The sequence below is a fragment of the Saccharopolyspora indica genome (assembly GCF_027853965.1).
Lineage (GTDB): Bacteria > Actinomycetota > Actinomycetes > Mycobacteriales > Pseudonocardiaceae > Saccharopolyspora > Saccharopolyspora indica.
Window position 1 is genome coordinate 625,600 of the sequence record NZ_JAQGLB010000001.1, and the last position, 26,156, is coordinate 651,755.

The following is a 26,156-nucleotide window of genomic DNA, read 5'->3' on the forward strand; positions in this document are numbered from 1 at the left end:
CTCGGGAGGAGAATCCGTGAGATCAGGTCGGTTGGGCCGCCGCGCGGCGGCGTTGGGGACAGCGGTGCTGGCCACCGCCGCGCTGTCGGGAGCACCGGTGAGCGCGGCACCCGCCACCGTGGACGTCCGGCTGATCGCGTTCAACGATCTGCACGGCAACCTGGACCCGCCGGCGGGTTCCTCGGGACGGGTCACGCTGCCCGACGGCAGCACGGTCGACGCCGGTGGCGCGGCCTACCTGGCCACGCACGTGGCCGCGCTGCGCGGCGAGGTCGGCAACTCGCTGGTGCTCTCCGCCGGCGACAACATCGGTGCCTCGCCGGTGAACTCGGCGCTGTTCCACGACGAGCCGACCGTCGAGTTCCTCAACGAGCTCGGCGTGGCCGCCTCCGTCGTCGGCAACCACGAGTTCGACGAGGGATACGCCGAGCTGCAGCGGATCCAGTCCGGCGGCTGCCACGCCGAGGACGGCTGCCAGTTCCGGGAGTCCTTCGGCGGCGCGGACTTCCCGCAGCTGGGCGCCAACGTCGCCTTCGAGGACGGCAGGCCCGCGCTGCTGCCGTTCAGCGTCGAGCGCGTCCAGGGCGTGCCGATCGGCATCATCGGCGTGACGCTGGAGGACCTGCCCGCGATGGTCACCCCGGAAGCGGTGCGGGGCCTGGCCTTCGGCGACGAGGTCGAGGCCATCGGCCGCACCGCCGACCTGCTGGACCGCGCCGGGGTCAAGGCGCAGGTCGTGCTGCTGCACCAGGGCGACAACACCGAGGGCGGCGGCCCCGACGACTGCCGCGTGACACCGGGGCCCGCCTCGGAGATCGCCGCGCACGCCTCGCCGAAGGTCGACGTCATCTTCACCGGGCACAGCCACCAGCAGTACAGCTGCACGATCCCCGATCCGGAGGGCAATCCGCGGACGGTGCTGCAGGGCGCGTCCTTCGGCAGGCTGCTGTCGGTGGCCGACCTGACGATCGACCGGAGCAGCAAGGACGTGGTGCGCGCGGAGACCGAGGCGCACAACCGGATCGTCACCCGCGACGTGCCCGCCGATCCCGCCGCGCAGCAGCTGATCGACGAGGCCACCGGCAAGGCCGCGCCGATCGCCAACCGCGAGATCGGCACGATCACCGGCGACCTGCGCCGCGAAGGCGCTCCCTCCGGCGAATCCCCGCTCGGCGACGTGCTCGCCGACGCGCAGCTGGCGGCGACCGAGGTCAACGGCGCGCAGATCGCGATGACCAACCCCGGCGGCATCCGGACCGACCTCGTGCACGCGTCCTCCCCGGCCGGCGAGGGCGACGGCGTGGTCACCTACGGCGAGGCGTACGCGGTCCAGCCCTTCGGCAACGTCATGCAGACCCTGACGCTCACCGGCGAGCAGCTGAAGAACGTGCTGGAACAGCAGTGGCAGCCCGAATCGACGCGCATCCTGCAGGTCTCGTCGACGCTGCGCTACAGCTACTCGGCCTCCGCACCGGTCGGGTCGAAGGTCTCCGCCATCACCGTCGCCGGGCAACCGGTCGACCCGGCCGCGAGCTACCGCGTGTCGGTGAACAACTTCCTGTCCGCGGGCGGCGACGGGTTCACCGAGTTCGCGAAGGGCACCGACCTCACCGGCGGCCCGGTCGACCTGGACGCCCTCGTCGACTACCTGGCCGCCCACCCGGACATCGCCCCACCACCGGCCGACCGGATCACCGCGACGCCGTAGCCCCGAACGGGGGAAGAGCGAAGGGCACCTTTCACCAAGTTAGTTGGCGAGAGGTGCCCTTCGCGCGTCCCCGGCCGGGGTCAGGAGCGCGCCGTCGGGGCGCTTCCGAACTCGGTGCGGAGTTCGCGGAGCTCGGCTCGCAGCTCGCGCACCTCGCCGAGCAGGTCCTGGACGGTGTCGTCGCTGTCCTCGCGCTCCTTGCTGACCTGCGACTCCATCGCCGAGACCGCGACCGCGATGAACAGGTTGAGCACCGTGAACGTGGTGACCGCGATGTAGCCGATGAAGAAGATCCAGGCCAGCGGTTCGGCGTCCATGACGCTGCGCGCCACCTCCGACCAGGCCTCGCCGGTCATCACCTGGAACAGCGTGAACAGCGACTCGCCGAGGTCGCCGAAGTACTCCGGCGCGACCTCGCTGAACAGCTTGGTGGCGATCACCGACCCCACGTAGAGGATCAGCACGAGCAGCGCGGCGATCGACGCCATCCCGGGCACCGCGGTCAGCAGGGCGCCGACCACGCGCCGCATGTTCGGCACCGCCGAGATCAACCGCAGCACGCGCAGGACGCGCAAAGCCCGCAGCACGCCGAAAGTTCCGGTGGTGGGCAGCAGCGAGACACCGACGATGACGGCGTCGAAGCAGTTCCACGGATCCCGGAAGAACCGCCAGCCGTGGGCGTAGAACCGGGCGGCGATCTCGATGGTGAACACCGCCAGCGCGATCCGGTCGATCGCGTGCAGCAGCCAGCCGTAGCCGGCCATCAGCGTCGCCGAGGTCTCGCAGCCGAGGGTGAAGGCGTTGACGAGGATGACCGCGATGATGACTCGCTGGAACGCCGGTGCGTCGACCAGCATGCGGACCCGTTCACGCGTGTTCACCGAAAGCTCCTGGCAGGACTGTGCTGGACGGAAGTCGATGATCAACTTAGCGGGCGGGTCCGGCGCCCGCTGCACACGGTGGCCGCGGTGTCACTCGGCGCACACCGGCCGCCGGGTCCCGGCACCCGTCCAGCACATCCGCCGCTAGCGCGCCCGCTGCTCGGCGGTCTCCTGCAGCCAGCTCTGGATGCGCCCGGTCCAGTCGGCCGACGGCGCTTCCTCGTGGCTCTCCCGGAACCGGGTCTGGTCGGAAGCGGCGATCCGGCTGAGCTTGTCGACCGTCAGCACCACGTCCACGCCCTCGGCGTCCGCGACGAAGGTCAGCCAGACGTCGTGGAGGTACTCGGCCAGCGGTGGCGGCGAGAAGAACTCGATCTCCTGGAAGAACGGCAGCTCCTGCCGCACGCCGTCGAGCCGGTCGGGCGCCAGGCCGGTGCCGCGGAACTGGATGCCGAGACGCCCGAAGGCGTCCAGCACCGCTGCCTGCGCGGGCAGCGGCTCGATCGCGAACGGGTCGAGATCGCTCCTGGTCGAGATCTCCTCCTTGCCGGGCTCCGAGACGCGCAGCTCGGTGTGCACGCCCAGGGCAACGCCGTCCAGGTTCATGCCCTGCACGTTGCTGATCGGCGCCTCCCACGGCATCGGGCACTCGAACGGGACGATCTTCTCCTCGCCGCTGCCGAGCTCGAAGCGCTCGGCTATCTCGGCGCGGTGGAACTCGACCGCGACGGGGTCGTCGTAGCCGTTCTCCACGTGCGCGGCGAAGCTCAGCGCGACGTGCTCGACGGTGATGTCCTGCTTGCCTGCCTTGATGCGGACGTCCCCGGTCACGGTCGCGCCGGGGTGCGCGTAGGGCTGGTGCAGCACGGTGTTCACCGCTGGCGCGCCGATCCCGAGCGCGCCCAGGAGCTTCTTGAAGACCATTCCTGCGGTTCCTTCCCTCGTCCTCGCCTGGTGCGGCTGGACGATCCACAGCGGAGGGTGGGCCGCTCGTCGTCCACGCACACAGCAACGGTCTGCGGATCGTCCTAGTTCCGGACGAAGCCGACGAAGATCGTGATCAACACAACATCACCCAATGGCGTGAACCGGGCATTCCTGGACGTGTGCCGCGGGGGCCGAGCGCGCGCCGAACCTTACCGCCGGAAGTGTGATCTGGGTCAAGTTCACTCGACGGCGAGGTGATCTGTCCGGGCTATACTGCGTGTCCCTTTTCTCCGCTTCATCTCGAGGAGTGACGGCTTCAGTGCCTGCGGCACAATCCCCCGACGGGGGAAGTACCGGGCCGGGACGTGGTCCCGGCCTTTCTGAGTTCGTGTGCGGTCGCCTGCGGGGTGGCCGGTGATGGAAATCCTGTTGGCCGTTCTGGGCCTGGTTTTCGTGGGTGTGCTGACGTTGGGGACGGGCTTGGCGGTGGCTGCCGAGTTCTCGTTGACGTCTCTTGAGCGCAGCACGGTTGATGCTCATGTGCATGCGGTGGGTGATAGGCGTGCGAGGGCGGTGCAGAAGGCGCATCGGACGTTGTCGTTCCAGCTTTCGGGTGCGCAGGTCGCGATCACGTTGACGACGTTGGTCACCGGTTATGTGGCTGAGCCGTTGATCGGTGAGTTGATCCGTCCGGTGTTGTTGGCGGTGGGTGTTCCGGTGTCGGCGGCGGGTGCGGTGTCGTTGACGTTGGCGATTTTGTTGGCGACGACGTTGTCGATGGTGTTCGGGGAGATGGTGCCGAAGAACCTGGCGATCGCGCGGCCGTTGCCGACGGCGCGGGCGGTGTCGGGGTATCACGCGCGGTTCTCGCAGGTGTTCCGGTGGTTGATCGATGCGATGAACAACAGCGCGAACTGGGTGGTGCGTCGTTTCGGTGTGGAGCCGCAGGAGGAGTTGCGGTCGGCTCGTTCTCCGGAGGAGTTGGGGTCGATCGTGCGTTCCAGTGCTGAGCACGGGACGTTGGATGAGTCCACGGCGGAGTTGATGGATCGCTCGTTGCGGTTTGGTGACCGCACCGCTGAGGAACTGATGACTCCGCGTGTTCGGGTGGAGGCCTTGCAGGTCGGTGACACGGTGATGGACTTGCTGGAACTGGCTCGGCGCAGCGGGTTCTCGCGTTTCCCGGTGCATGGTGGTGATCTGGACGACATCCACGGCGTCGTCCACGTCAAGAAGGCCTTCGGGCTGCCTGCCGAGGAGCGCGAGCGGGTTCTCGTCGGCTCGTTGACCCAGCCGGTCCCCACGGTGCCGGAAACCCTGGACGGCGACGCGGTGCTGGAAACCCTGCGCGGTTCCGGCCTCCAGCTGGCCGTGGTGGTCGACGAGTACGGCGGCTCGGCGGGCATCGTGACCTTGGAGGACGTCGTCGAGGAGATCATCGGTGACGTCCGCGACGAGCACGACCGGGGTGAACTCCCGACCGTGCGGCGGATCGACGACCGCACCTGGATCGTCTCGGGTCTGCTGCGGCCCGACGAGCTCGCCGACGCCACCGGCTTCGCGATGCCCGACGGCGACTACGAGACCGCCGCCGGGTACGTGCTCAGCAAGCTCGGCCGCATCCCGGTCGTCGGTGACGAGCTCACCGTTGACGGCTGGGTGCTGACGGTGTCCGAGATGGACCGCAACCGCATCGCCGAGTTCCGCCTCACCGGCAAGCCCGCCGACGCCGAGGAGGAAGAGCGATGAGTGATGGGTTCGCGATTCTGCTCGGTGTGGTGCTGTTGCTGCTGAACGCGTTCTTCGTGGGCGCGGAGTTCTCGCTGCTGTCCTCGCGCCGGGACCGCCTGGAAGCCCTGGCCGCCCAGGGCAAGGCACGGGCCCGCGTGGTGATCAACGCCAGCCAGCAGGGCTCGCTGATGCTGGCCAGCGCCCAGCTCGGCATCACCCTGTGCTCCCTCGGACTCGGACGCCTCGGCGAACCTGCGGTGGCTCATCAGCTGGAGATCCCGTTCGGTGCGTTGGGCATCCCGGAACCGGTGACCGGTGCGGTGTCCTTCGCGATCGCGTTGGCGCTGGTGGTGGTGCTGCACGTGCTGGTCGGTGAGATGGTCCCGAAGAACCTGGCCATCGCCGAACCCGAGAAGGTCGCGCTGTGGCTGGTCCCGCCGCTGGTCGGGTTCGTCAAACTCGCCCGCCCCTTCATCGCCCTGTTCAACATGATGGCCAACACCATCCTCAAGATCATGCGAGTCGAACCCAAGGACGAGCTCGACACCGCCTACACCTCCGCCGAACTCGCCGAACTCCTCGTCGAATCCCGCCGCGAAGGACTCATCGACCACTCCGAACACCGCCGCCTCGCCCAAACCCTCTCCTCCGCCGACCACACCGTCACCGACGTCCTCGTCCCGACGGCGGAGCTGATCACGCTGCCGCAGCGTCCGACGCTCGGTGACGTGGAGCGGGCCGTGGCCGAGACCGGGTTCTCCCGGTTCCCGGTGCGCGGGGACGACGGCGAGATGCGCGGCTACCTGCACGTCAAGGACGTGCTCGACCAGATCGGGCACGACGACGCCACACCCGTGGCGGCTTGGCGAATCCGACCCTTGCCGACGGTCTCGGCCGCGGCCCGGCTCGACGAAGCGCTCGCCTCGCTGCGGCGCTCCGGCAGCCACCTCGCCACCGCCGTGGACACCACCGGCGCACCCGTCGGCGTCGTCGCCATGGAAGACCTCGTCGAGGAATACGTCGGAACCGTCCGGGACACGACGCACGTGCGCTAGCCCGAAGACCGCGCCCGGGGCGCTGTTCCACCACATCTGAGGTGGGGCAGCGCCCCGGCTGGTTCTCACCGCAGCTGTGGTGGGTCCGGTGTCAGGCAGGCCGGAAGACGGGCACGGTTTCGCTGCCTTCGGCGTGGTCGAAGCCGACCGCGAGGGCGAGGCCCGTGGTCACGTCCTCGGGCGCGATGTCGACGATCCGGGCGTACAGCCACGGTCCTTCGGCCAGCTCCACCAGCCCGGCGACGATGCGCAGGTGCTCTCCGTCGACGGGGGAGCGGCCGTGCACCACGGTCCAGGTGACCAGCTGCGCGATGCCGCTCGCAGGAGTCCAGGACAGCGCGGTGCCACCGCAGGCCGAGCAGCTCTCGACGTTCGGGGCGCTGATCGACGAGCACGCATCGCACCGGCGCAGCAGCAGCTCCTCGCGGGCGGTGCCGTCGTAGAAGGGAGCGGATGCGGTGTCGCGGGCGACCGGGACGATCGGCATGCGGGGAGTCCTCTCGTCAGCTGTGCGGGTGCGGGCTGAGCACGAGCGTCGCGTGGTGGGCCAGCAGGCCGCCGTTGCCGCTGACCAGCACGACGTCGTTGCGCGGTGCCTGCCGCGGCCCGCCGTGCCCGCGGGCCTGGATGATCGCTTCGGACAGCGGGGTCATGCCCCACAGGTAGTAGGACGACAGCTGGCCGCCGCCGGTGTTGACCGCGAGCGAACCACCGGGACCGAGCGCGCCGCTGGCGGCGAAGGGACCGCCTTCGCCCTTGGCGCAGAACCCGTAGTCCTCCAGCGTCAGCAGCACGGTGTAGGTGTAGCAGTCGTACAGCTCGGCCACGTCCACGTCGGAGATGCCGAGCCCGGCCATCTTCAGCGCCGCGGGGCCGGCCTGGGCAGCGCCGCTGATCAGGCCGAACCGGCCGTCGCGGGGATTCGGGTGGCCGACGTGGGACTGCGCGAAGCCGAGCACGTGCACCGGCGGCTGGCGGAGCTGGGCGGCGCGGTCGGCGGAGGTGACCACGACGGCGATCCCGCCGTTGCTGACCAGGCAGCAGTCGAGCAGGTGCAGCGGTTCGGCGATCCAGCGGGACGCCTGGTGGTCGGCGATGGTGATCGGCTCGCGCAGCTGCGCCAGCGGGTTCATCGCCGCCCAGGCCCGTTGCGCGACCGCGATCGCGCCGAGCTGCTCGGAAGTGGTGCCGTAGGCCTCCACGTGCCGCCGCGCGGCCAGGGCGTACACGGCGTTGACGCTGGTCAGACCCGCTGCCGGGATCATCCCGGCGAAGCCGCTCGGCTGCGCCCTGCCCGCGTAGACGGCCCCGCTGCCCTTGCCCTCGCGCAGCGGGGCGTCGGCGAAGACGCACACGACGACGTCGGCCATCCCGGCCTGCACGGCCAGCGAGGCCTGCGCGACCATCGCGCCCGCCGAGGCGCCGAAGGCCTGGATCTCCGAGAGCAGGCGCAATTCCGGGAGCTGCAGCTGGGACTGCAGGTCGACGCCGACCTCTCCGGTGGTGCCGGGGTTGACGAACAGTCCGTCCACATCGGACAGGTCGAGGCCGGCGTCGGCGACCGCCAGCCGCACCGCGTCGGCGGCGAACCGGGCCGCGTCGCGGTCGTAGACCTTGCCCACCTCGGTGATGCCCAGCCCGGCGATCACCGGGCGCCGGGCGGCCGAGCCGGTCATCCTGCCTCCAGCAGCTCGATGTGCGGACCCACCCGCCATCGTGACGTCCGGAACGCGTGCGGCGCAAGGGTTCACCCGGTGGTCCGGAGGCCGTGTGGCCGCGCTCGACGGACCGGTGGGGGATCAGCCGGTGAGCAGGGGAGTCCACATCGGACGTCGGTGGTCAACGCAGGTGGCCGTAGACGATCAGGTTGTCCGCGTAGCTGCGCCGCGACTCGTCGAACGCACCACCGCAGGTGATCATCCGGATCTCCGGGCGCGCGACGTCGCCGTAGACGGCTTCGGTCGGGAACCGGTCCTTGGCGGCCATCTGCACGCGGTCGACCACGTAGGTCACCCGGGAGCCGTCCGCGCGGTCCACCTCGACCGGATCGCCGGGGCGGAGGTCGCGCAGCCGGTAGAAGACACCGGCCTCGCGGTAGGAGTCGACGTGGCCGAGCACGACGAAGGGCCCGACCTCACCGGCGCCCGGGCCGAGCCGGAACCAGCCCGCCTGCCCGGGCTGGTCGATCGGGGGCACCTCGGCCGAGCCGTCGGGGTTGAGCCCCAGCGGGATGAGCGAGGATTCGGCGTCGATGCTGGGCAGGCTGATGGCGCGCGGCCGCGGATCGCCCGGGACCGCGGCGGCGGGTGCTGCCGCGGGCGGTGCGGTGGAACGCGCGGCGACCGGCTGGGGGTCCGCCGCGACCGCGACCGCCAGCAGCACGGCCGACCACAGCAGGAGAATCGCGGTTCGCACGGCGGACCTCCACCCGTTCGGTCGAACGGGCCGGCGGTGCGCACCCATCGGGCCCGCACCGCCGACCCGGTCGGATCAGTCGCGCTGCTCGGCGTACCGGCGCCGGTGCAGGTAAGCACCACCGGCGGCCAGCGCGGTGAGCGCCAGCCCGCCCGCTGCCAGCAGCGGGGCGGAACTGTCGGTGCTCTCCTGCGCCATGGCGCCACCGCCCGCCTGGACGCCACCGGTCGGCTTCTGCTCGACCTGCGGCTGCTGGGTGGGCATCGGAGCCTGCGGCTTCTGGGTCGGTTTCTGGGTCGGTCGCTGCGTGGGCCGCTGCGTCGGCTGCTCCTGCTGTTCGGGCTGCTGCTGCGGCTGCTGAGCAGGCGGCGGGGCCTGCGGCGGCGGTGCGGCCGGCGGTGCGACCTCGGGCGGAGGTGCGACGGCCGGCGGCGGTGCGAGCTCCTCGCACTCGCCCGGCTTGCAGGGCGGTGGCGGCGGGCACTCCTCGGGCCCGCAGTCGTGCTGCGGTGGCTTGCTGCAGTTGTCGTCACCCGGCTTGCACTGGTCCTCGTCCACGGTGAGCACCGGGGACAGCGCCGGGCTCGGTGCCGCACCGGCGGCCAGTGGGGTCAGGCTGAACGACGCGCCCAGCACGAAGGCGGCGAGGCCGCCGATGCGTACTAGCTTTGCGGACACCTGAACCTCCTTTGATCAGTTGAGTGGAAATACTCGCTCAAAATCATTTGTAGAACGCCTCGTGAGATTTGAAAGGAGGCTGTTCGTACGGTAATCACCTATTTCGCGTTCGGCAGCCGCAGGAATACATGATCATACGATCGGGGTGGTGTTGATGTGTCCAATCGGGATTCAACATCACTGATCGTGAAAACAAGGTCGAAAACGAGTCGATCGCCGGGCTGGTTGTCGACATTTGTCGATCTGGATCGGGTGACATCACTACGGAAAGTGACACTGTCACTTTAGTTGCAGCGGCCGCTCGCCCGTTTTGGTAGATCGAATTGTTCGGCAATCCCCCTTTGTGGCCACCGGGGTGCCGAATTCGATCAGGGGTGCGCTGATCCAGATCTCGGGAAATTGCGATCAAGGCCGTGGTGAAACGATCGACCGCATTTGTTCTTGGTCTCGTCAATTGTCGATCGATCAATTATTCTCAAGGCGTGTTGATCGTCCACTGCGGACGGCCCGGACAGTGCCCGGCGCGGCCGATCCCGGCCGGGCTCAGTCGTCCAGCACCGACCCGGCGGTGCCCCGGTCGAGCCGCGACGGGGTGTCGCGCGGATGCGGGCGCGGCGTCAGGACCAGGTCGACCGGCCGGTCGCCGTTGGCCGCCCGGACCGCGTCGGCGACGAGCCCGTGGTCCGGCGACAGGGCGCAGACCGGATCGGTGCGCGAGGCGTCGCCGGTGAGCAGGAACGCCTGGCAGCGGCAGCCGCCGAAGTCGACGTCCCGGCGCGAGCAGCTGCGGCACGGCTCGCCCATCCAGTCGGTGCCGCGGAAGTGCTGGAACACCGGTGATCGCGACCAGATCCACTCCAGCGAGTGCTCCCGCACGTTCGCGCGCGGCAGCGGCAGCTCCTGCGCCGCCGGGCAGGGCAGCACGTCGCCGTTGGGCGCCACGGTGAGCTGGCGGTGGCCCCAGCCGCCCATGCAGGGCTTGGGGTAGCGGCTGTAGTAGTCGGGCAGGACGTAGATGATCTCCATCCGCCCGGCCAGCCGCTCCTTCGCGGCGCGCACCGCCACCTCGGCCCGGTCCAGCTGCGCCCGGCTGGGCAGCAGCCCGTCGCGGTTGCGCCGCGCCCAGCCGTAGTACTGGGTGTTCGCCAGCTCGATGCGATCGGCGCCCAGCTCTTCGGCCATGGCGAGGACATCGGTGATGCCGTCGATGTTCAGCCGGTGCAGCACGACGTTCAGCGTCAGCGGCCAGCCCAGCTCCTTCACCAGGTGGGCGGCGGCGATCTTGCGCTGGAAGGACGTGGTGCCCGCGATGCGGTCGGAGAGGCCGGCCTCGTGGGCCTGGACGCTGATCTGCACGTGGTCGAGCCCGGCATCCCGCAACTCGGTTGCGCGCTGCTCGGACAGGCTCAGCGCGCTGGTGATGAGGTTGGTGTACATGCCGAGTTCGTGTGCGGTGCGCACGATGTCCACCACATCGCGGCGCAGCAGCGGTTCACCGCCGGAGAGGTGCAGTTGCAGGACTCCCAGCTCGCGGGCTTCGGCCAGCACCCGCTGCCACTGCGCGGTGTCCAGCTCGTCCTGGTAGTCGGCCATGTCGAGCGGGTTGGAGCAGTACGGGCAGCGCAGCGGGCAGGCGTAGGTGAGCTCGGCGAGCAAGCCGAAGGGGCTAGGCATCCCGGACCTCCAGGTACCGCTTGCCGATCAGGCGGGTGAGGAACTGGGCGACGTCGCCGGGCGCCACGTGCTCGTAGCGCCCGCGCAGCTCCTGGACGATCTCGGCGACGCTGCGCCGCCCGTCGCACAGCTCGAGGATCGCGGCGCCGGTCGGGTTGAGCACCGACACCGCTTCCGGTGCCAGCAGCAGGTGCTGCTCGCGCACCCGGTCGAAGGTCACGCGCACGTGCGAGGTCAGCTCGGGCCGGCTGGACGGGTGCACCACCGGCATCAGGTCGGCTCGGGAACGTCGGGATACGCCCGGTCGATGCCGTCCAGGACGCTCCAGAGCACGTCGCACTTGAACGACAGGGCCTCCAGCGCACGAGCCTGCTCCGCTTCGGTGCGGCAGTGCTCGGTGACCACTTCCATCGCGTGCTCGGCGTCGCGGGGCGCCTGGGTCAGCCGGGACCGGAAGTAGACCAGGCCCTCGCGCTCGATCCACGGGTAGTGGCGTTCGAAAGCCGCGAGGCGCTCGGCCATCAGGTCCGGGGCGAACAGCTCGGTCAACGACGAGGCCACCGCCTCGACCCACGGCCGGGTGCGGGCGAAGTTCACGTAGGCGTCGACGGCGAAGCGGACCCCGGGCGCGACGTGCCGCTCGTCGAGCACCTCGGCGCGACTGAGCCCGACGGCCTCGGCGAGCCGCAGCCAGGCCTCGATGCCGCCTTCCTCGCCCACCCGGCCGTCGTGGTCCACGATGCGCTGGATCCACCGCCTGCGGACCGCCCGGTCCGGGCAGTTGGCCAGGATCGCGGCGTCCTTGCGGGGGATGTTCTCCTGGTAGTAGAAGCGGTTGGCCACCCAGCCCCGGATCTGCCGCGGGTCGAGCAGGCCCGCGTTCATCCTGACGTGGAACGGGTGCTGGTGGTGGTACCGCTGCGAATGGGCCCGCAGCGCTGCGGTGAAGCTGTCGGTGAGCGCGGTCACGATGTCAACCGCACCTCCAATCCGTCGGTCGCCACTTCCACGCCGTGCTGCTCGACGGTGCGCCGCTCGGTCGAATCGTCGAGCAGGACCGGGTTCGTGTTGTTGAGGTGCACGTAGATCTTGCGCTCGGCGGGCAGCGCGGCCAGCCGCCGCAGGCTGCCGTCCGGGCCGGCGATCGGCAGGTGTCCCATGTCGCGCGAGGTCTTGCCCGCCAGGCCGAGCCGGATCATCTCGTCGTCGTGCCAGCAGGTCCCGTCGACCAGCAGGCAGTCGCCGCCGGCCAGCTCGTCGAGCACCGCCGGGGTGAGCTCCTGCACGCCGGGCAGGTAGACCGCGGTGCGCCCGGTGTTCGCGTCGGTGAGCCGGTAGCCGACCACGCGGCCGTGCTCCCGGCCGGGTCCGAACCGGTTGCGCTTGTTCGTCGGCACGTCGAAGGCCCGGTAGGAAAGCCCACCGCCCAGCGGGGTTTCCGCGCCGGGCACGACTTCCCGCCAGGTCACCGGGCAGTAGGCCTCCAACGTGCGCAAGATCGCGTTGCCGCTGCACAGGGCTTCCCGCACCGCGGCGGTGGCGTGCAGCTCGACGGACTTCGCCTCGCGCAGCAGGAGCAGGCCGAGGGTGTGGTCCAGCTCGGCATCGGTGAGCAGCACCGCCTGCAGCGGGGTCGCTCGTCCCGCGCCCGGCCGCAGCGCGGGGAACGCCTCGATCTGGGCGCGGATGTCCGGTGAGGCGTTGAACAGGAACCACCGCTGGTGGTCGGCGCTCACCGCGATCGACGACTGGGTCCGGGCTTGGGCCGGACGGGAACCCGCGCGCACCGCGCGGCAGTTCGGGCAGCCGCAGTTCCACTGCGGAAAACCCCCACCGGCCGCCGATCCGAGCACCCGCAACCACATCCGCGGCTCCTCGCTGGAAGTTCGGGCGGGCACCGGAGCGCACGCCCGGCACCCGCGGTGCGGCTGCTAGTCGTCCAGCTGCGCGACGTACATCGTCACTTCGGCGGCGCAACCGACCTCTTCGAAGTCCGGTGTCTCCCAAGCGAGGAGTTCCGGCCGCGCGGCAGCGGATTCCATCATCTGACCCCTTTCTCTGCCGGATTCCCGGACGAGCGAGCCCGCCGGGAGTGCGAAGGTGAACAGGGAACCCCGTGGGGGTGCCCCGACCATAACGGGCGAGCGGCCCCCGACCCAGGTTCCCCACCCGACTGGCTCAGCGGCGCCGAGCGCGCCGGTCGTGCGCGGGAGGCGGGGAAAAGCACTGTGGTCAGGACTTATATCCGGCACAGTGTCTACTGTGGCTGATCGTGGAGGAGGAGGCCGCGACCGATCGGCGGTGATCCGCTGCTGCGGATGGAGGCCGGGCGGCCGCCGGTGTGCAGATTCGACCACCGTTCGGCGCAGCGGTTCGTGGTGAGCGGTTGCTACGTCAAGAGGACGATATTGCGCGATTCGACGCACGGGCCGGGTCCGGACGGGGGAGACGTGCTGCTCGAACCGGGTCACGGCGATCTGCTGCACGCGCCGAATCGATCGCACGGGCCGGGGAGCGGCCGCCGGAGGCGCTCTCGACGCCGGGCCGGATCGGGTTGACGGCGTCCTGCGCCTCGCGCTCGCGATGGGAACACCTGCGACGACGACTCTTCAGCAGCGGTCGGCGAGAAGTCGCCAGCGGTGTCCGGTTCTCGGGGTGCCGCACGTAGGGTCGGGCTGATCTTCGCGTGCCGACCGGGAGGCGACATGGGTGCTGCGCGCCGGAAACCGACCAGCGGATTCGTCGCGCGGGCGCTCGTCGGCGCTTCGGCGCTGCTCCTCGTGCTGCCGCCCGGCTCGGCCTTCGCCGAACCGCCGCAGGCGCTGCCGGGCTCGGCCCCGGAAGCCGACCGCACGTGGCAGCCCGCGTTCGACTACGACGGCGACGGCTGCTACCCGACGCCGGCGATCGGGCCGGACGGCACCGTGGCCGAAGGGCTCAAGCCGTCCGGGCCGCTCGACGGCGACTGCCACGACCAGTCCGACCTGGACAACACGAACTCCTACTCGCGCGCCAAGTGCGATCCGAGCGGCTGGTGCGCCTACCTCTACGACCTGTACTTCGAGAAGGACCAGGCCCTCGGCGGCGTGGACGACGTCTTCGGGCACCGGCACGACCTCGAGCACGTCGTGGTGTGGGTGCACGAGGACCAGGCGAAGTACGTCTCCACCTCCGCGCACGGCGACTACTCGACCTACCCGGCCGAGCAGGTGCACTGGGAGGGCACCCACCCGAAGATCGTCTACCACAAGGACGGGGCCAGCACGCACGCCTTCCGGCTGGCCAAACCCGGTGAGGAACCGGAGAACCACCACGGCACCTGGCAGTACCCGCCGCTGGTGGGCTGGGAGCACTACCCCGAGGGCATCCGCGAGAAGCTGACCTCGGCCGACTTCGGCAAGGCCAGCCTGGGGATCAAGGACGGCGCCTTCGAGGACAACCTGGCCAAGGCGAAACCGGACGGCATCCCGTTCGACCCGCACGGCTGACCCGGCGGATGCCCGGTTGCTGCCCTGGTCCTCCCGCACCGGTGTCCGGTTGACTGCCGGGCGGAGCGGACACCGAGGAGGGCGACCGTGGCGGTCAACGAGACCGGAGTGCGGACGGCGCACGTGGTGTGGGACTGGAACGGGACGTTGTTCGACGACGCCGACGCGCTGATCCAGTCCACCATCGAAGCGTTCGAGGTGACCGGGGCACCGCCGGTCACCGTCGAGCAGTACCGCAGGCAGCACACCCAACCGATCGATGTGTTCTACGACCGGCTGTTCGGCGCACCGGTGCCACCCGACGTGCGCAGCGCGCTGCACGCGGCGTTCCACGAGGCGTACTCGCGGCGCAGACCTTCGCTCGCCCTGGCGGTGGACGCCCGTGAAGTGCTGGACGCGATCGGCGCGCGGGGCCTGTCGCAGTCGTTGCTGTCGATGCACCCGCACGACCGGCTCACCGCGCTGGTCGACGGGTTCGGCATCACCGCGCACTTCGCCCGCATCGACGGCCAGCGCGGCCCGGACCGCGGTTTCAAGCGCGCGCACCTGGCCGAGCACCTGGCGGAACTGGGCTTGGCGGGCGGCGACGCGCTGCTGATCGGCGACAGCGTCGACGACGCGGTCGCCGCCGATGCGCTCGGAATGCGGTGCGTGCTCTACGCGAGCGGACTGCACGCCACCGAAGTGCTCGCCGCGCAGGGAGTTCCGGTGGTCACCTCGCTGCGCGAGGCGGTCCGGTTCGCGATCGAGGAGGCCCGGTGAGCGCCGAAGCGACGACCACGACCAGTGCCGGTTCGGTCGTGGCGGTGCTGCGATCCCGCTACGTGCCGAGGCTGCTGTCGGCCTCGCTGATCGGCAGGCTGCCGACCGGCATGGCTCCGCTGGCGATCCTGCTGACCGTCCGCGAGAACGGCGGCGACTACCGGCTGGCCGGTCTGCTCGCAGCCCTGTACGCCGGGAGCGCCGCGGTGTGCGGACCGGTGCTCGGGCGGCTGATCGACCGGACCCGCCAGGTCCCGGTGCTGCTGGCCAGCGCGGCGACCTCGACCGCGGCGTTCCTGGTGCTGGGCCTGGTCGACCCGGTCCGCTCGGTGGCGATCGGCGCGGTGGCCGCCGTGGTCGCGGGTGCGGCGACTCCGCAGCTGGAGCCGTGCTTGCGCGTGCTCTGGGAGCACGTCGTGGCGGGCGAGCACAACATCCGCGCGGCGTTCTCGCTGGACGCGGCCACGCAGGAGCTGATCTTCGTGTGCGGGCCGCTGGTGGTCCTCGGCGTGACCGCGTTCGGCGGGCCGTCCGCCGGCCTGATCGCGGCGGCAGCGGTGGGACTGCTCGGCGCTGCGTGGTTCGCCACCGCCCGCCCGGCCCGCGCCTGGCGCGGCACGCACGCGGAGCGGCACTGGGCCGGGCCGCTGCGCGGAGCGGGCGTGCTGCGCCTGTTCGCCGCGCTGATCTGCGTCGGTGCCACCATCGGCGCCTTCACCGTCGGCATCACGGGATACGCCGAAGTCGCGGGCAGTTCCGCCGCGGCCGGTCTGCTGATCGCGCTCAACGCGGCGGGTGCGCTGGTCGGCGGGATCGCCTACACCGCAGTGCCCGTGGCGCACCGCGAGGACCGGCGGCTGCTCGTGCTGCTGGCCCTGCTCGCGCTGGGCTACCTGCCGCTGGTGCTCGTGCTGAACGTGCCCGCGATGGCGGCGTTCGCGTTCCTGAGCGGGTGTGCGCTGCCACCGGTGCTGGCATCGGCCTTCGCCCTGATCGCGCGCATGGCCCCGGAAGGCACGCTGACCGAAGCGCACGCCTGGATGATCACCTCGTTCGGAGTCGGCAACGCACTGGGCTCGGCAGCGGCGGGCACGCTGCTGGACCTGGTCTCACCGGCGGCGGCGTTCGTCCTGGCGACGGCGTGCGCTTTCGTCGGCGCCGCACTCGCCATCCGCCGCCTGCTCACCTGACCCGAAGGTTCCGTGAGCACTTTCTGGGGCTATAGCACCACGAAGTGCTCACGGAACCTGCACCCGGCGGTCAGCAGCAGTGCTCGCCGCGCCAGGCTTCGCGGCCTTCCTTGACCGCCACCGCAGCGATGATCAGGGCGACGACCGGATCGGCCCACGACCAGCCGAACGTGCTGTTGAGCAGCAGCCCGACCAGCAGCACGCCGGACAGGTAGGTGCAGAGCAGGGTTTGCTTCGAGTCCGCGACCGCGCTCGCGGAGCCGAGCTCGCGCCCGGTTCGGCGCTGCGCGTAGGACAGCCCCGGCATGATCACCAGCGACAGGGCGGCGAGGACGATGCCGACCGTCGAGTGGTCGGCGGGTTCGGCACCGAGCAGTGCGCGGATCGACTCGACGGTGACGTACGCGGCCAGCGCGAAGAACGACACCGCGATCACCTTGAGCGCCGTTCGCTCCCGAGCCCCGGGGTCTGCGCCGGAGAACTGCCAGGCGACCGCGGCTGCCGAGGCGACCTCGATCACGGAGTCGAGCCCGAACCCGATCAGCGCGGTCGAGGACGCGACCGATCCCGCTGCGATCGCGACGATCGCCTCGATGACGTTGTAGGTGATCGTGGCGGCGACCAGCAGGCGCACCCGTCGCGCGAGCACTGCCCGGCGATCCGGGGTCGCGGTGTTGACCGGAGTCGCGCCGCAGCAGCCGTCCTGCTGCGCGGTGGCAGGGGACCGCGGGTCGCGGATCTCGCTCACCGGTTCGCCTTCGCCGGTGCTGTCGCGGGTTCGGTCTCGTCGAGGCACGGCTCGGAGGTGTCGACGGCGAGCACGACCTGCACCAGCTCGCGCAGCGCCCGGGCCAGGTGGTCGTCGGCCAGCGAGTACCGGACCTGCCGTCCCTGGTAGGTGGCGACGACCAGGCCGCAGCCGCGCAGGCAGGCCAGGTGGTTGGACACGTTGGAGCGGGAGAGCCCGAGCTGCTCGGCCAGCCGCCCGGGGTAGTCGTTGCCGTCGAGCAGGGCGACCAGGATCCGGCACCGGGTCGGGTCGGCCAGCGCCCGCCCGAGCCGGGCCAATGCCTCTTCCCGGGACTCGCACTTCAGCATGGGTGAAACAGTACACCGAACGCTGACATATCTGAATTCGCACGGGAGGGTGCTCGTCCGGGACGGTTCCCGCAGGGCGGGATGGGTCTGGTCTTTCGCTCGCCGGTCGCGCATTTTGGTATACCGAAGCACTTGTTCGTGATCCAGCAGAGGCGGATGGGCATGCGGAACGTTGCGAAGGCGGTAGCGGGAGTGGCGGCTGCGGTGGGGATCTTCGCGGTGGGGGCGTGCAGCGCTCCCGAAAGCGCTCCGCCACCGCCTGCCAAGGTCAGAGTGGGGTTGCTGCTGGCTGGCCCGCGCCACGACGGCGGGTTCATGGAGGCGGGCCACGGCGGGGCCAAGCGCGCGGAGCAGCAGCTCGGCGCCGAGATCACGGTGGTCGACCAAGTGGCCCCGAAGCAGCCCGAGCTGGAACGCGCGCTGCGGGAGCTCGCCGGCAGCGGGGTCGACCTGGTCGTGGCGCAGGGCGGGCAGAACAACGCGGCGGCGGAGGTCGTGGCCGCGGAGTTCCCGCGGACGAAGTTCGTGGTGACCCAGTCCGACGTCACCGGCCCCAACCTGGCGAGCTACGAGGTGCTGCAGGAGCAGTCCGCCTGGCTCGCCGGTGCCGCCGCCGGGCTGCTGACCGAGTCCGGCGTCGTCGGCCACATGTCGGGGATCCGCCCGGTACCGGGGCTGAAGGGCCGCGCGGCGTTCGTGGCCGGTGTCGCGCACACCAACCCGCAAGCCCGGGTGCTGACGAACTTCTCCGGAGATCAGGACGACGTCGCACTGGCCCGGCGCGTCGCCACCGCGGAACTCGACGCGGGCGCGGACCTGATCTTCACCATGCTCAACGCCGGGCGCCCCGGCGTCGCCGAGGCCATCCGGGCCGCCGGGAAGGGCCGCCAGTTCGGCAACGTCCGCGACTTCACCGCCGAAGACCCCGCCGTCTTCGCCGGTTCGGCCATCGCCGACTCGGGTGTGGCGGTCTTCCGCGCCATCGAGGACTTCGCGAACGGCAGGTTGCACGGCGGCGAGAACGTCCGCATCGGACTGGAGGCTCCCGACGCCGTCCGCCTCACCCTCGCCCCCGACGTCCCCGAGCACGTGCGCACCCAGGTCGACGCGCTGAGCCGGCGGATCGTCAACGGCGAGATCGAGGTGAGCACGAGCTACACCGGACCGGAGTTCCCGAACCCGTGAGCGCGGCAGCCCGCCACGAGTTGCCCGGGCAGGTCGGCGTGCCGACACTCGTCGCGATGACCTCCGGCGATCGGGTGGTGGCGGGATGCCTCGGTTCGGGTACTACGACGCGGTCGTCGTCGGCGCGGGTTTCGCCGGGCTCAGCGCCGCGCACGAACTGGTGCGCGCCGGGCTCTCCACCCGGGTGCTGGAGGCGCGCCCGCGCGTCGGCGGGCGGGTGCTGACCCGGTACCTGGCCGACGGCACGCAGCTCGACCTGGGCGGGCAGTGGATCGGGCCGACCCAGCTGAACATCACCGAGCTGGTGCAGCGCTATGGCGTCGAGACCTACCCGACGCCCGGCGAGGGCGCGATGATCGTCGACTACGGCGGTCATCGGCTCACCGGAACCCCGCCGGAGATCACCGAGCTGTTCGCCGAGATCGACGCCATGGCGCGGCAGGTCCCGGTGGCCGAACCGTGGAACGCGCCCCGAGCGGCGGAGTGGGACCGCTGCACCTTCGCCTCCTGGATCGCCGACCGGGGCTGCTCGCAGGTGGCGGCGAGGTTCCTGGACCGGGTGATCTCCGGCGGGCTGCTCGCCGGCAGCGCCAGCGAGACCTCGGTGCTGGAGACCCTGTTCTACATCGCCAGCGCGGGCGGCGTGGAACCGCTGCTCGGCTACGCGGGAGCCGCTCAGGACACGCGGATCGTGGGCGGTGCGCAGGAGATCGCCAACCGGATGGCGGCCGATCTGCCCGCGGGCACCGTGCACCTGAGCGACCCGGTCCTGCGCATCGAGCACGACGGGTCGGGGGCGCGGCTGGTCACCAGGCTCGGCGAGCAGTGGGCCTCGCGGGTGATCATCGCGGTGCCGCCGATGCTCGCCGGGCGCATCCAGTACGACCCGCCGCTGCCGGGGCTGCGCGAAGGCGCGTTCCAGCGGATGCCCGCCGGGACCGCGATGAAGGTGCACGCCGTCTACCCGGAACCGTTCTGGCGGGCGGACGGCCTGTCCGGCGTCGCCAGGTCCACCTCGGGCGTGCTCACCGAAACCGTGGACAACACGCCGCCGAACTCGCCCAGGGCGGTGCTGACCGCGTTCGCCTACGGCGAGGAGGCGATCCTGCTGCGCCGCCGCGATCCGGCCGAGCGGCGGCGGATCGTGCTGGCGCAGCTCGGCGAGCTGTTCGGCGGCCGGGCGCTGGAACCCGACGAGTTCGTCGAGTTCGACTGGCTGGCCGAGGAGTGGACGCGGGGCTGCTTCTCCGGGCACTTCATCCCCGGCGGCTGGACCTCGTTCGGCGCGGCGCTGCGCGCACCGGTCGGGGCGCTGCACTGGGCCTGCACCGAAACCGCGGTGCGGTGGAACGGGTACTTCGACGGCGCGGTGGAATCCGGCCGCCGCGCGGCGGCCGAGGTCGGCGCGGCGTTGTCGGGCTAGGCGGGAAGGCGAAGATCCCGCGGGATCCGGCTGGCGCCGCCGGAATCTCCGCGGGATCTCTGCGTACCGGGCCGGGCCCGGCGCGTCTCAGCCGACCTGGAGGTCGACGCAGTTGTAGAACGCGTTGCCGGTGTCGGCGATGTTCCACACCGCCAGCAACTTCTGCTTGCCGCTGACGCCACCGAGGTTGACGTTGTGCGAGAAGCTGTTCGGCGGGCGCTTGCCACCGTCGTCGAAGACCGCGACGCGGTTGCCGCCGATGAAGTACTCCCACGTGGTGGTGGCGTGCGAGGCGGTGATCGTCCAGTTGAAGTTCACCGAGTTGCCGACCCTGGTGGCCTGCCAGCCCTTGCTGTCGTCGTCGAGCTCGGAGAACCGGCCGTTGCCGCCGCTGCAGCTGGTCAGGCCCTTGGGGCCCTCGACGCTCTGCGGCTCCCACTTGATCTGGCCGCAGGACACGGTGCCCTGGGCGCACTGGGCTTGGCGGCTCGGCGGCGTGTTGATGTAGCCGTGCGCGCTGGCGGTCGAGGTGGGGATGGCCACCAGGAAGGGCGCGATCGCCGCGCCGACCGCCGCTGCGGCGAACTTGCGCTTCGATGTCATATCGACTCCCTTGTCGATCCGGCCGGGCTGTTCCCTGCCGGGCGGGCCCCCCGTGCTGGCGGCCGGCGAAGTGCGGGATTCGCCTTGGATAGGGGAGAGCAGCGGCGTGGTCGACGACCGCCGGTCGACCTGCCGACCCGAGGTTTCGGTGTGGTCTGGACCATAATGATCTGGTCGGAATCCGGTCAAGATGAACGAAACGGCCTCACCGCAAAGGACCAGGACCAATCCGCGAACTGGTCACCGGAAAACGCTGCGGCGGAGCGGAAATCACACCGCGCGCGGGCAAAGCGCGGCGTTGGCCTCAGGAATCGGCCAGCGGCGGCGGCGCGCTGCAGCGCAGCGCCGGAACCGGGCCGAGGTGGCGCTCGATCTCGACGTGCGCGTGCTGCCCGGCGCAGCCCTGCGACAGCCGGGACGAGGGCACATCGGCGGTCAGCACGTTGGGATTGCCGTGCGCGCAGAGGGTTTCGCCGGGACGTGCCGGATCGGGCTGCGGGTCGAACCACGCTCCGGTGGGCAGCACGACCACACCGGGCCGGACGTCCTCGCTCACGCGGGCTCCGGCCAGGCAGGCGCCGAGGTGGTTGAACACCCGGACCACGTCGCCGTCGGAGATCCCCCGCGCGGCGGCGTCCCGCGGGTGGATGCGGATCGCCTCGCGTCCCGCGACCTTGGCGCGCTGGCTGACCTCGCCCACGTCGCCCTGGCTGTGCAGCCGCGTCGGCGGCTGGTTGGCGATCAGGTGCAGCGGGCCGCCGCGCCGCTGCTGCGGGGGCAACCACGCCGGGTGGCCGGGGCAATCGGCGTAGCCGAAGGAGTCGATCGTCGCCGAGAACAGCTCGATCCGGCCGCTGGGCGTGGGCAGCGGGTTCCGCTCCGGGTCGGAGCGCAGCGCCGCGAGCGGCGCGCGGTGCCGGACATCCGGCATCCGCAGGTCTCCGGCTGCCCAGAACTCGGTGAACGGCGGGATGTCGTGGCCCTGCGCGATCAGCCCGGTGCGCCACTGCTCGTAGAGGTGCACCAGCCATTCGCGGGGCGAGCGGCCTTCGGTGAACTCCTCGTGGGTGCCCAGCCGCTGCGCGAGCCCGGCCAGGGTGGCGTAGTCGTCGCGGGCCTCGCCGACCGGTTCGAGCACCTGGTGCATCGCGATCAGGTGACTGTCGCGGTGCCCGGCGCCGACGTCCTCGCGCTCCAGCGCCGTGGTCGACGGGAACACCACGTCGGCGTGCCGCGCGGTGGCCGTCCAGTGCGTCTCGTGCACGACGACGGTGTCCGGGCGGCCGAACGCCCGCCGCAGCCGGTTGAGGTCCTGGTGGTGGTGGAACGGGTTGCCGCCGGCCCAGTGCACCAGCCGGATGTCCGGGTAGGTCAGGCGCTGCCCGTCGTAGTCGTACTCCCGGCCCGGGTTGAGCAGCAGGTCGGCGATGCGGGCCACCGGGATGAACGCCTGCACCGGGTTGCTGCCCATCGGCAGGGTCGGCGGCCGCACCGTGGGTGCGTCGTCGCCGACGTCGGCCATCGACCCGTAGCCGTGCCCGAATCCGCCGCCGGGCAACCCGATCTGGCCGAGCATCGCGGCCAGCGCGAGCCCCGCCCACACCGGTTGCTCGCCGTGCTCGGTGCGCTGCAACGACCACGAGACCGTGATCAGCGTGCGCCCGGCGGCCATCCGCTCGGCCAGGGCGCGGATGTCCGCGGCGTCGATCCCGCAGATCCCGGCCGCCCACTCGGCGGATTTCGCGATCCCGTCCCGATCACCGCGCAGGTACCCGGCGAACACCTCGAAGCCGGTGCAGCAGCGGTCCAGGAAGTCCTGGTCGTGGTGGCCGGCGGTGAGCAGGGTGTGGGCCAGACCGAGCTGGAGGGCGACATCGGTGCCGGGTGCGATCGGCCACCAGGTCTCGCCGGAGCGCGCTGGGGCGTCGCTGGCGAGCGGGCTGATCGCCACCAGGTCGGTGCCCAGGTCGCGCAGCACGGCGGATCCGGTGTGGCGGGTGATCCCGCCGGGGGCGATCGAGAGGTTCTTGCCGGGCAACCCGCCGAAGGCCACCACGAGGTCGGTGTGCTCGCGCAGCGTCGCCCAGCTGTCGGCGTGCTGCACCAGCGCGTCGACGCCGCCGATCACGTGCTGCAGCAGCACCTGGGAGGTGCCGTAGCTGTAGTTGTTGCGCGAGGCGGTGTAGCCGCCGATGGTGTTGTGGAACCGGTGCAGCTGGCTCAGCGCGTGGTGGAAGCGCCCGGCGCTGGCCCAGCCGCCGGAGCCGCCGTAGATCGCCTCGTTGCCGTGCTCCCGCCGGGTGCGCTCCAGCTCCCCGGCGACCAGGTCCAGGGCGGTGTCCCAGCTGACTTCCACGAACTCCTCGTCGCCGCGCGCACCGGTCGGGCCAGGGCCATCGGTGAGCCAGCCACGGCGGATCGCGGGCCGCCGGACGCGGGTGCGGTGCTGGACGGTGCCGGCGAGGTTGCCCAGCAGCGGCGACGGCGCGGGATCGGCGGGGTGCGGCTGGACGTGGAGGGTGCCGTCGGCATCGGTGGTGGCGCGGAAGGCGCCCCAGTGCGAGCTGCTCGGCCGCCAGGTCCGTTCGATGCTCATGAGCCCTCCCGCGTCGGGGTTCCACCGGTCGCTCTCCGTACACGGTAGCCCTTCGCCCGGCCGCCTCCGGCCGGATCGAGACCTAATCCACTCGTCGCGTTGGGGGATCGCCGGCTCGTCCCGCGCCGCTCGGGTTCGGTGGAGAGGCGGATCGCGTGATGCGCCGACACCGGTTTTGAAGTCCTTTGTGGAATGTGTTGGTTCCGGCTTAACCGACCTGAAACATTCTGGCCACAGTGGACTGTACGAGGTGGCTACCAGCATCTGGAAAGGGGTTGAGCGCCTCGGCCGGATCGGTAGTGTCCGGGTCGGAGAGATTGGTGCACCGGGTGTTTCACCGCAGGCAGTGGAGGAGTCCGATGGTCCACGTCATCGCCGACGACGCGGAGGCGCTCGCCGTCGCCGCCCGGCTGGGGGAGCGGTTCGCCGAAGGCGCCTCGCAGCGGGACGCGCAGCGCATCCTGCCGAAGGACGAGCTGGCGGAGCTGTCCGGGAGCGGGCTGCTCGGCATCACCGTGCCCCGGCGGCACGGCGGGGCTGAGGCGTCGCACCGGACCTTGGGCTCGGTCTTCCGGCTGCTGGCGGCCGGTGATTCGAGCATCGGCCAGATCCCGCAGAACCACTTCTTCTTCCTCAACGTGCTCCGGCACAACGCCACCGAGCGGCAGCTGGCGTTCTTCCACGCCGAGGTGCTGGCGGGCAAGCGGTTCGGCAACGCGCTGGCCGAGGCCGGGGCGAAGACGGCGCACGCCTTCGAGACCAGGCTGGTCGAGCAGCCCGGCGGGGACTTCCGGATCACCGGGACCAAGAACTACACCACCGGCGCCCTGTTCGCGCACTGGATCCCGGTGTTCGCCATCGACGACGAGAACCAGGTCAACGCGGCGTTCGTCCCGGCCGGTGCCGACGGGCTGACCGTGCTGGACGATTGGGACGGCATCGGGCAGCGCACCACCGCCAGCGGCACGGTGCTGCTGGACGGCGTCCGGGTGCCGCCGGAGCGGGTCGTGCCGCACTACCGGACCTTCGGCGGCGCCGAGATCTTCGGCGCCTACGGGCAGTTCCTGCACGCCGCGATCGACGTGGGCATCGCCGAGGCCGCGCTGCGCGACGGCGGGAGCGGGGTGCGCGAGCTCAGCCGCCCGTGGTGGGAGGCCGGTGTGGAGCGCACCGCGGAGGAGCCGCTGGTGGTGCAGCGCTTCGGCGAGCTCGCGCTGCGCGTGCGGGCGGCCAAGGCGTTGCTCAACGAAGCGGGTGATGCGCTCGACGCCGCGAGAGCGGCGATCGACTCGGGAGCCGACGACGCCGAGGACAAGGCGGCGGAGGCGTCGGTCGCGGTGGCGGCCGTCCGCGCGCAAGCCGACGACGCCGCAGTGTCGGTCTCCAGCGACATCTTCGCGCTCATCGGCGCCCGGGCCGCCCGGACGGGCCGCAACCTCGACCGGCACTGGCGCAACGCCCGCACCCACACCCTGCACGACCCGCGCCGGTGGAAGGTCCAGCACCTGGGCGACTACGAGCTCAACGGAACGCACCCGCCCCGCAACGGGATCGTCTGAGAACGAGGAGGACCACGTGTCGAGGGAGGATCTGGCGGCGCGGTTCCGCCCGGTGTTCGAGCGGATCGCCGACGGCGCGGCGGACCGCGAGCGGCAGCGCCGCCTGCCGCACGAGGAGGTGGGCTGGCTGCGGGCCGCCGGCTTCGGTGCCATCCGGGTGCCACGGCGGCTGGGCGGGGCCGGAGCCGGGCTGGACGAGCTGTTCGGCCTGCTGGTGGAGCTGGGCGAGGCCGACTCCAACCTGCCGCAGGCGCTGCGCCCGCACGTGCTGTTCGTGGAGGAACAGCTGCGGCAGCCGGCGTCGGCCGAGCGCGAGGAGTGGCTCCGGCTGGTCGCCGCCGGGACGTTGGTCGGCAATGCGATCAGCGAACGCGATCCGCACGAGGTGGGGCGGCTCAACACCCGGTTGTCGGAGAAGGACGGGCGCCTGGTGCTCAACGGCACCAAGTACTACGCCACGGGCAGCCTGTTCGCGGAATGGCTGACCGTGCGCGCCGAGCGGGCGCCGGGTGAGCTGGTCGTGGCGCGGGTCCCGGCGCACGCGGACGGGCTGGTCCAGCGCGACGACTGGGACGGCTTCGGGCAGCGGACCACCGCCAGCGGCACGGTCGAGTTCACCGACGTCGAGGTCGACGCGGCCCACGTCGTGCGGTGGGACCGTGGACCGGGCCTGCACACCGCGTTGGCGCAGCTCGTGCTGCTGGCCTCCCTCGTCGGCGTGGCCCGGGCGGCGGCGCGCGAGGCCACCGGGTTCGTGCGGGAGCGCCGCCGCTCGTACAGCCACGCCAGCGCGCCGCTGCCCAAGGACGATCCGCTGGTCCAGCAGGTGGTCGGCAAGATCCACAGCGCCGCGTTCGCCGCGCAGGCAACGCTGGAAGCCGCGGTCGCCTCGGTGCGCCGGGCGCAGGAGGGCGCGCAGGACGACGTCATCGCAGCCGAGGACGACGTGGCCAAAGCGCAGGTGGCCATCGCCGACGTGGTCCTGCGCGCCGCGGCGGAGCTGTTCGAGGTGGGCGGCTCGTCGGTGGTCAGCGAGACCCGGCAGCTCGACCGCCACTGGCGCAACGCCCGCACGCTCACCGTGCACAACCCGCTGATCTACAAGTCCCGGGCAGTGGGCGACCACGCGATCAACGATGCTCTCCCGGTGTTCGGCTGGACCACCGGAGCACCGGCCTGAACG

The 26,156-nt window shown here is 71.2% G+C and carries 25 protein-coding genes; 10 read left to right on the plus strand and 15 right to left on the minus strand.

Annotated elements, in window-relative coordinates:
• Nucleotides 1–31 precede the first annotated feature (31 nt).
• Nucleotides 32–1,708: a bifunctional metallophosphatase/5'-nucleotidase gene (locus OU416_RS02780; RefSeq protein ID WP_270925411.1), complete on the plus strand. Its 1,677-nt coding sequence runs from the start codon at nucleotides 32–34 to the stop codon at nucleotides 1,706–1,708.
• 80 nt (nucleotides 1,709–1,788) lie between these two features.
• Here the strand turns inward: OU416_RS02780 and OU416_RS02785 are convergent, their stop codons facing one another.
• Nucleotides 1,789–2,589, minus strand: coding sequence for an ion transporter (locus tag OU416_RS02785; RefSeq protein WP_270925183.1), 801 nt, complete (start codon nucleotides 2,587–2,589; stop codon nucleotides 1,789–1,791).
• Nucleotides 2,590–2,733: 144 nt separating this feature from the next.
• Nucleotides 2,734–3,513 carry a sporulation protein gene (locus tag OU416_RS02790; protein ID WP_270925184.1) on the minus strand — a complete coding sequence of 260 codons (780 nt, stop codon included), beginning with the start codon at nucleotides 3,511–3,513 and terminating at the stop codon, nucleotides 2,734–2,736.
• Nucleotides 3,514–3,933: 420 nt separating this feature from the next.
• Here OU416_RS02790 and OU416_RS02795 point away from each other — a divergent pair, with 420 nt between their 5' ends.
• Nucleotides 3,934–5,265 carry a hemolysin family protein gene (locus tag OU416_RS02795; RefSeq protein WP_270925185.1) on the plus strand — a complete coding sequence of 444 codons (1,332 nt, stop codon included), beginning with the start codon at nucleotides 3,934–3,936 and terminating at the stop codon, nucleotides 5,263–5,265.
• Entirely contained in the window at nucleotides 5,262–6,302 is a 1,041-nt protein-coding gene (locus OU416_RS02800; protein ID WP_270925186.1) for a hemolysin family protein, read from the plus strand. The genes OU416_RS02795 and OU416_RS02800 overlap by 4 nt, the downstream gene beginning before the upstream one ends.
• 91 nt (nucleotides 6,303–6,393) lie before the next feature.
• On the opposite strand, the gene OU416_RS02805 is transcribed toward OU416_RS02800, so the two are convergent.
• From OU416_RS02805 to pqqA, 9 genes are all read right to left on the minus strand, one after another.
• Nucleotides 6,394–6,789 carry a Zn-ribbon domain-containing OB-fold protein gene (locus tag OU416_RS02805; protein ID WP_270925187.1) on the minus strand — a complete coding sequence of 132 codons (396 nt, stop codon included), beginning with the start codon at nucleotides 6,787–6,789 and terminating at the stop codon, nucleotides 6,394–6,396.
• Between the two features lie 16 nt (nucleotides 6,790–6,805).
• Nucleotides 6,806–7,978, minus strand: coding sequence for a thiolase family protein (locus OU416_RS02810; RefSeq protein WP_270925188.1), 1,173 nt, complete (start codon nucleotides 7,976–7,978; stop codon nucleotides 6,806–6,808).
• Nucleotides 7,979–8,141: 163 nt separating this feature from the next.
• On the minus strand, nucleotides 8,142–8,717 hold the full coding sequence (locus tag OU416_RS02815; RefSeq protein WP_270925189.1) for a class F sortase: 576 nt from the start codon (nucleotides 8,715–8,717) through the stop codon (nucleotides 8,142–8,144).
• Between the two features lie 75 nt (nucleotides 8,718–8,792).
• Nucleotides 8,793–9,395 carry a hypothetical protein gene (locus tag OU416_RS02820; RefSeq protein ID WP_270925190.1) on the minus strand — a complete coding sequence of 201 codons (603 nt, stop codon included), beginning with the start codon at nucleotides 9,393–9,395 and terminating at the stop codon, nucleotides 8,793–8,795.
• Between the two features lie 543 nt (nucleotides 9,396–9,938).
• Nucleotides 9,939–11,069 (minus strand): pyrroloquinoline quinone biosynthesis protein PqqE, encoded by a 1,131-nt coding sequence (gene pqqE / locus OU416_RS02825; protein ID WP_270925191.1) that lies wholly within the window; start codon nucleotides 11,067–11,069, stop codon nucleotides 9,939–9,941.
• Nucleotides 11,062–11,340 (minus strand): pyrroloquinoline quinone biosynthesis peptide chaperone PqqD, encoded by a 279-nt coding sequence (gene pqqD / locus OU416_RS02830; protein WP_270925192.1) that lies wholly within the window; start codon nucleotides 11,338–11,340, stop codon nucleotides 11,062–11,064. The genes pqqE and pqqD overlap by 8 nt, the downstream gene beginning before the upstream one ends.
• Nucleotides 11,340–12,038, minus strand: a complete 699-nt coding sequence (pqqC, locus tag OU416_RS02835; protein WP_270925193.1) for a pyrroloquinoline-quinone synthase PqqC — start codon at nucleotides 12,036–12,038, stop codon at nucleotides 11,340–11,342. The genes pqqD and pqqC overlap by 1 nt, the downstream gene beginning before the upstream one ends.
• Nucleotides 12,035–12,934, minus strand: coding sequence for a pyrroloquinoline quinone biosynthesis protein PqqB (gene pqqB, locus OU416_RS02840; RefSeq protein ID WP_270925194.1), 900 nt, complete (start codon nucleotides 12,932–12,934; stop codon nucleotides 12,035–12,037). The genes pqqC and pqqB overlap by 4 nt, the downstream gene beginning before the upstream one ends.
• Nucleotides 12,935–13,000: 66 nt before the next feature.
• Nucleotides 13,001–13,114 carry a pyrroloquinoline quinone precursor peptide PqqA gene (gene pqqA / locus OU416_RS02845; RefSeq protein WP_235863879.1) on the minus strand — a complete coding sequence of 38 codons (114 nt, stop codon included), beginning with the start codon at nucleotides 13,112–13,114 and terminating at the stop codon, nucleotides 13,001–13,003.
• A gap of 660 nt (nucleotides 13,115–13,774) precedes the next feature.
• On the opposite strand from pqqA, the gene OU416_RS02850 reads away from it, so the two are divergent.
• The 3 genes from OU416_RS02850 to OU416_RS02860 all read left to right on the plus strand — a co-directional run bounded on the left by OU416_RS02850 (nucleotide 13,775) and on the right by OU416_RS02860 (nucleotide 16,509).
• Nucleotides 13,775–14,557 carry an NPP1 family protein gene (locus OU416_RS02850; RefSeq protein ID WP_270925195.1) on the plus strand — a complete coding sequence of 261 codons (783 nt, stop codon included), beginning with the start codon at nucleotides 13,775–13,777 and terminating at the stop codon, nucleotides 14,555–14,557.
• Nucleotides 14,558–14,644: 87 nt separating this feature from the next.
• The gene (locus OU416_RS02855) at nucleotides 14,645–15,319 is read left to right on the plus strand and encodes an HAD family hydrolase (RefSeq protein WP_270925196.1); all 675 of its coding nucleotides are present in this window, start codon (nucleotides 14,645–14,647) and stop codon (nucleotides 15,317–15,319) included.
• Nucleotides 15,316–16,509 carry an MFS transporter gene (locus OU416_RS02860; RefSeq protein ID WP_270925197.1) on the plus strand — a complete coding sequence of 398 codons (1,194 nt, stop codon included), beginning with the start codon at nucleotides 15,316–15,318 and terminating at the stop codon, nucleotides 16,507–16,509. Before OU416_RS02855 ends, OU416_RS02860 begins: the two co-directional genes overlap by 4 nt.
• A 70-nt stretch (nucleotides 16,510–16,579) precedes the next feature.
• Here the strand turns inward: OU416_RS02860 and OU416_RS02865 are convergent, their stop codons facing one another.
• Nucleotides 16,580–17,248, minus strand: coding sequence for a cation transporter (locus tag OU416_RS02865; RefSeq protein ID WP_372907207.1), 669 nt, complete (start codon nucleotides 17,246–17,248; stop codon nucleotides 16,580–16,582).
• A 5-nt stretch (nucleotides 17,249–17,253) separates the two neighbouring features.
• Nucleotides 17,254–17,607, minus strand: coding sequence for a Cd(II)/Pb(II)-sensing metalloregulatory transcriptional regulator CmtR (cmtR, locus tag OU416_RS02870; protein ID WP_270925198.1), 354 nt, complete (start codon nucleotides 17,605–17,607; stop codon nucleotides 17,254–17,256).
• 162 nt (nucleotides 17,608–17,769) lie between these two features.
• Between cmtR and OU416_RS02875 the strand changes: the two genes are divergently transcribed.
• Nucleotides 17,770–18,792: a BMP family protein gene (locus OU416_RS02875; RefSeq protein ID WP_270925199.1), complete on the plus strand. Its 1,023-nt coding sequence runs from the start codon at nucleotides 17,770–17,772 to the stop codon at nucleotides 18,790–18,792.
• Nucleotides 18,793–18,877: 85 nt separating this feature from the next.
• The gene (locus OU416_RS02880; RefSeq protein WP_270925200.1) at nucleotides 18,878–20,215 is read left to right on the plus strand and encodes a flavin monoamine oxidase family protein; all 1,338 of its coding nucleotides are present in this window, start codon (nucleotides 18,878–18,880) and stop codon (nucleotides 20,213–20,215) included.
• An 87-nt stretch (nucleotides 20,216–20,302) separates the two neighbouring features.
• Here the strand turns inward: OU416_RS02880 and OU416_RS02885 are convergent, their stop codons facing one another.
• On the minus strand, nucleotides 20,303–20,818 hold the full coding sequence (locus OU416_RS02885; RefSeq protein ID WP_270925201.1) for a lytic polysaccharide monooxygenase auxiliary activity family 9 protein: 516 nt from the start codon (nucleotides 20,816–20,818) through the stop codon (nucleotides 20,303–20,305).
• A 304-nt stretch (nucleotides 20,819–21,122) separates the two neighbouring features.
• Entirely contained in the window at nucleotides 21,123–23,414 is a 2,292-nt protein-coding gene (locus OU416_RS02890; RefSeq protein WP_270925202.1) for a molybdopterin-dependent oxidoreductase, read from the minus strand.
• 359 nt (nucleotides 23,415–23,773) lie between these two features.
• Between OU416_RS02890 and OU416_RS02895 the strand changes: the two genes are divergently transcribed.
• Nucleotides 23,774–24,973 carry an SfnB family sulfur acquisition oxidoreductase gene (locus OU416_RS02895; RefSeq protein WP_270925203.1) on the plus strand — a complete coding sequence of 400 codons (1,200 nt, stop codon included), beginning with the start codon at nucleotides 23,774–23,776 and terminating at the stop codon, nucleotides 24,971–24,973.
• 16 nt (nucleotides 24,974–24,989) lie between these two features.
• Complete coding sequence (locus OU416_RS02900) at nucleotides 24,990–26,153, plus strand: acyl-CoA dehydrogenase family protein (RefSeq protein WP_270925204.1); 1,164 nt, start codon at nucleotides 24,990–24,992, stop codon at nucleotides 26,151–26,153.
• Nucleotides 26,154–26,156 lie beyond the last annotated feature (3 nt).

What these genes read in the sequence shown, in the direction of transcription:
- OU416_RS02790 (WP_270925184.1), bottom strand. Translation starts at nt 3,513, where the DNA reads ATGGTCTTCAAGAAGCTCCTGGGCGCGCTCGGGATCGGCGCGCCAGCG.
- OU416_RS02795 (WP_270925185.1), top strand. Translation starts at nt 3,934, where the DNA reads ATGGAAATCCTGTTGGCCGTTCTGGGCCTGGTTTTCGTGGGTGTGCTG.
- OU416_RS02800 (WP_270925186.1), top strand. Translation starts at nt 5,262, where the DNA reads ATGAGTGATGGGTTCGCGATTCTGCTCGGTGTGGTGCTGTTGCTGCTG.
- OU416_RS02805 (WP_270925187.1), bottom strand. Translation starts at nt 6,789, where the DNA reads ATGCCGATCGTCCCGGTCGCCCGCGACACCGCATCCGCTCCCTTCTAC.
- OU416_RS02810 (WP_270925188.1), bottom strand. Translation starts at nt 7,978, where the DNA reads ATGACCGGCTCGGCCGCCCGGCGCCCGGTGATCGCCGGGCTGGGCATC.
- pqqE (WP_270925191.1), bottom strand. Translation starts at nt 11,069, where the DNA reads ATGCCTAGCCCCTTCGGCTTGCTCGCCGAGCTCACCTACGCCTGCCCG.
- pqqD (WP_270925192.1), bottom strand. Translation starts at nt 11,340, where the DNA reads ATGCCGGTGGTGCACCCGTCCAGCCGGCCCGAGCTGACCTCGCACGTG.
- pqqB (WP_270925194.1), bottom strand. Translation starts at nt 12,934, where the DNA reads ATGTGGTTGCGGGTGCTCGGATCGGCGGCCGGTGGGGGTTTTCCGCAG.
- pqqA (WP_235863879.1), bottom strand. Translation starts at nt 13,114, where the DNA reads ATGATGGAATCCGCTGCCGCGCGGCCGGAACTCCTCGCTTGGGAGACA.
- OU416_RS02850 (WP_270925195.1), top strand. Translation starts at nt 13,775, where the DNA reads ATGGGTGCTGCGCGCCGGAAACCGACCAGCGGATTCGTCGCGCGGGCG.
- cmtR (WP_270925198.1), bottom strand. Translation starts at nt 17,607, where the DNA reads ATGCTGAAGTGCGAGTCCCGGGAAGAGGCATTGGCCCGGCTCGGGCGG.
- OU416_RS02875 (WP_270925199.1), top strand. Translation starts at nt 17,770, where the DNA reads ATGCGGAACGTTGCGAAGGCGGTAGCGGGAGTGGCGGCTGCGGTGGGG.
- OU416_RS02880 (WP_270925200.1), top strand. Translation starts at nt 18,878, where the DNA reads ATGCCTCGGTTCGGGTACTACGACGCGGTCGTCGTCGGCGCGGGTTTC.
- OU416_RS02885 (WP_270925201.1), bottom strand. Translation starts at nt 20,818, where the DNA reads ATGACATCGAAGCGCAAGTTCGCCGCAGCGGCGGTCGGCGCGGCGATC.
- OU416_RS02890 (WP_270925202.1), bottom strand. Translation starts at nt 23,414, where the DNA reads ATGAGCATCGAACGGACCTGGCGGCCGAGCAGCTCGCACTGGGGCGCC.
- OU416_RS02895 (WP_270925203.1), top strand. Translation starts at nt 23,774, where the DNA reads ATGGTCCACGTCATCGCCGACGACGCGGAGGCGCTCGCCGTCGCCGCC.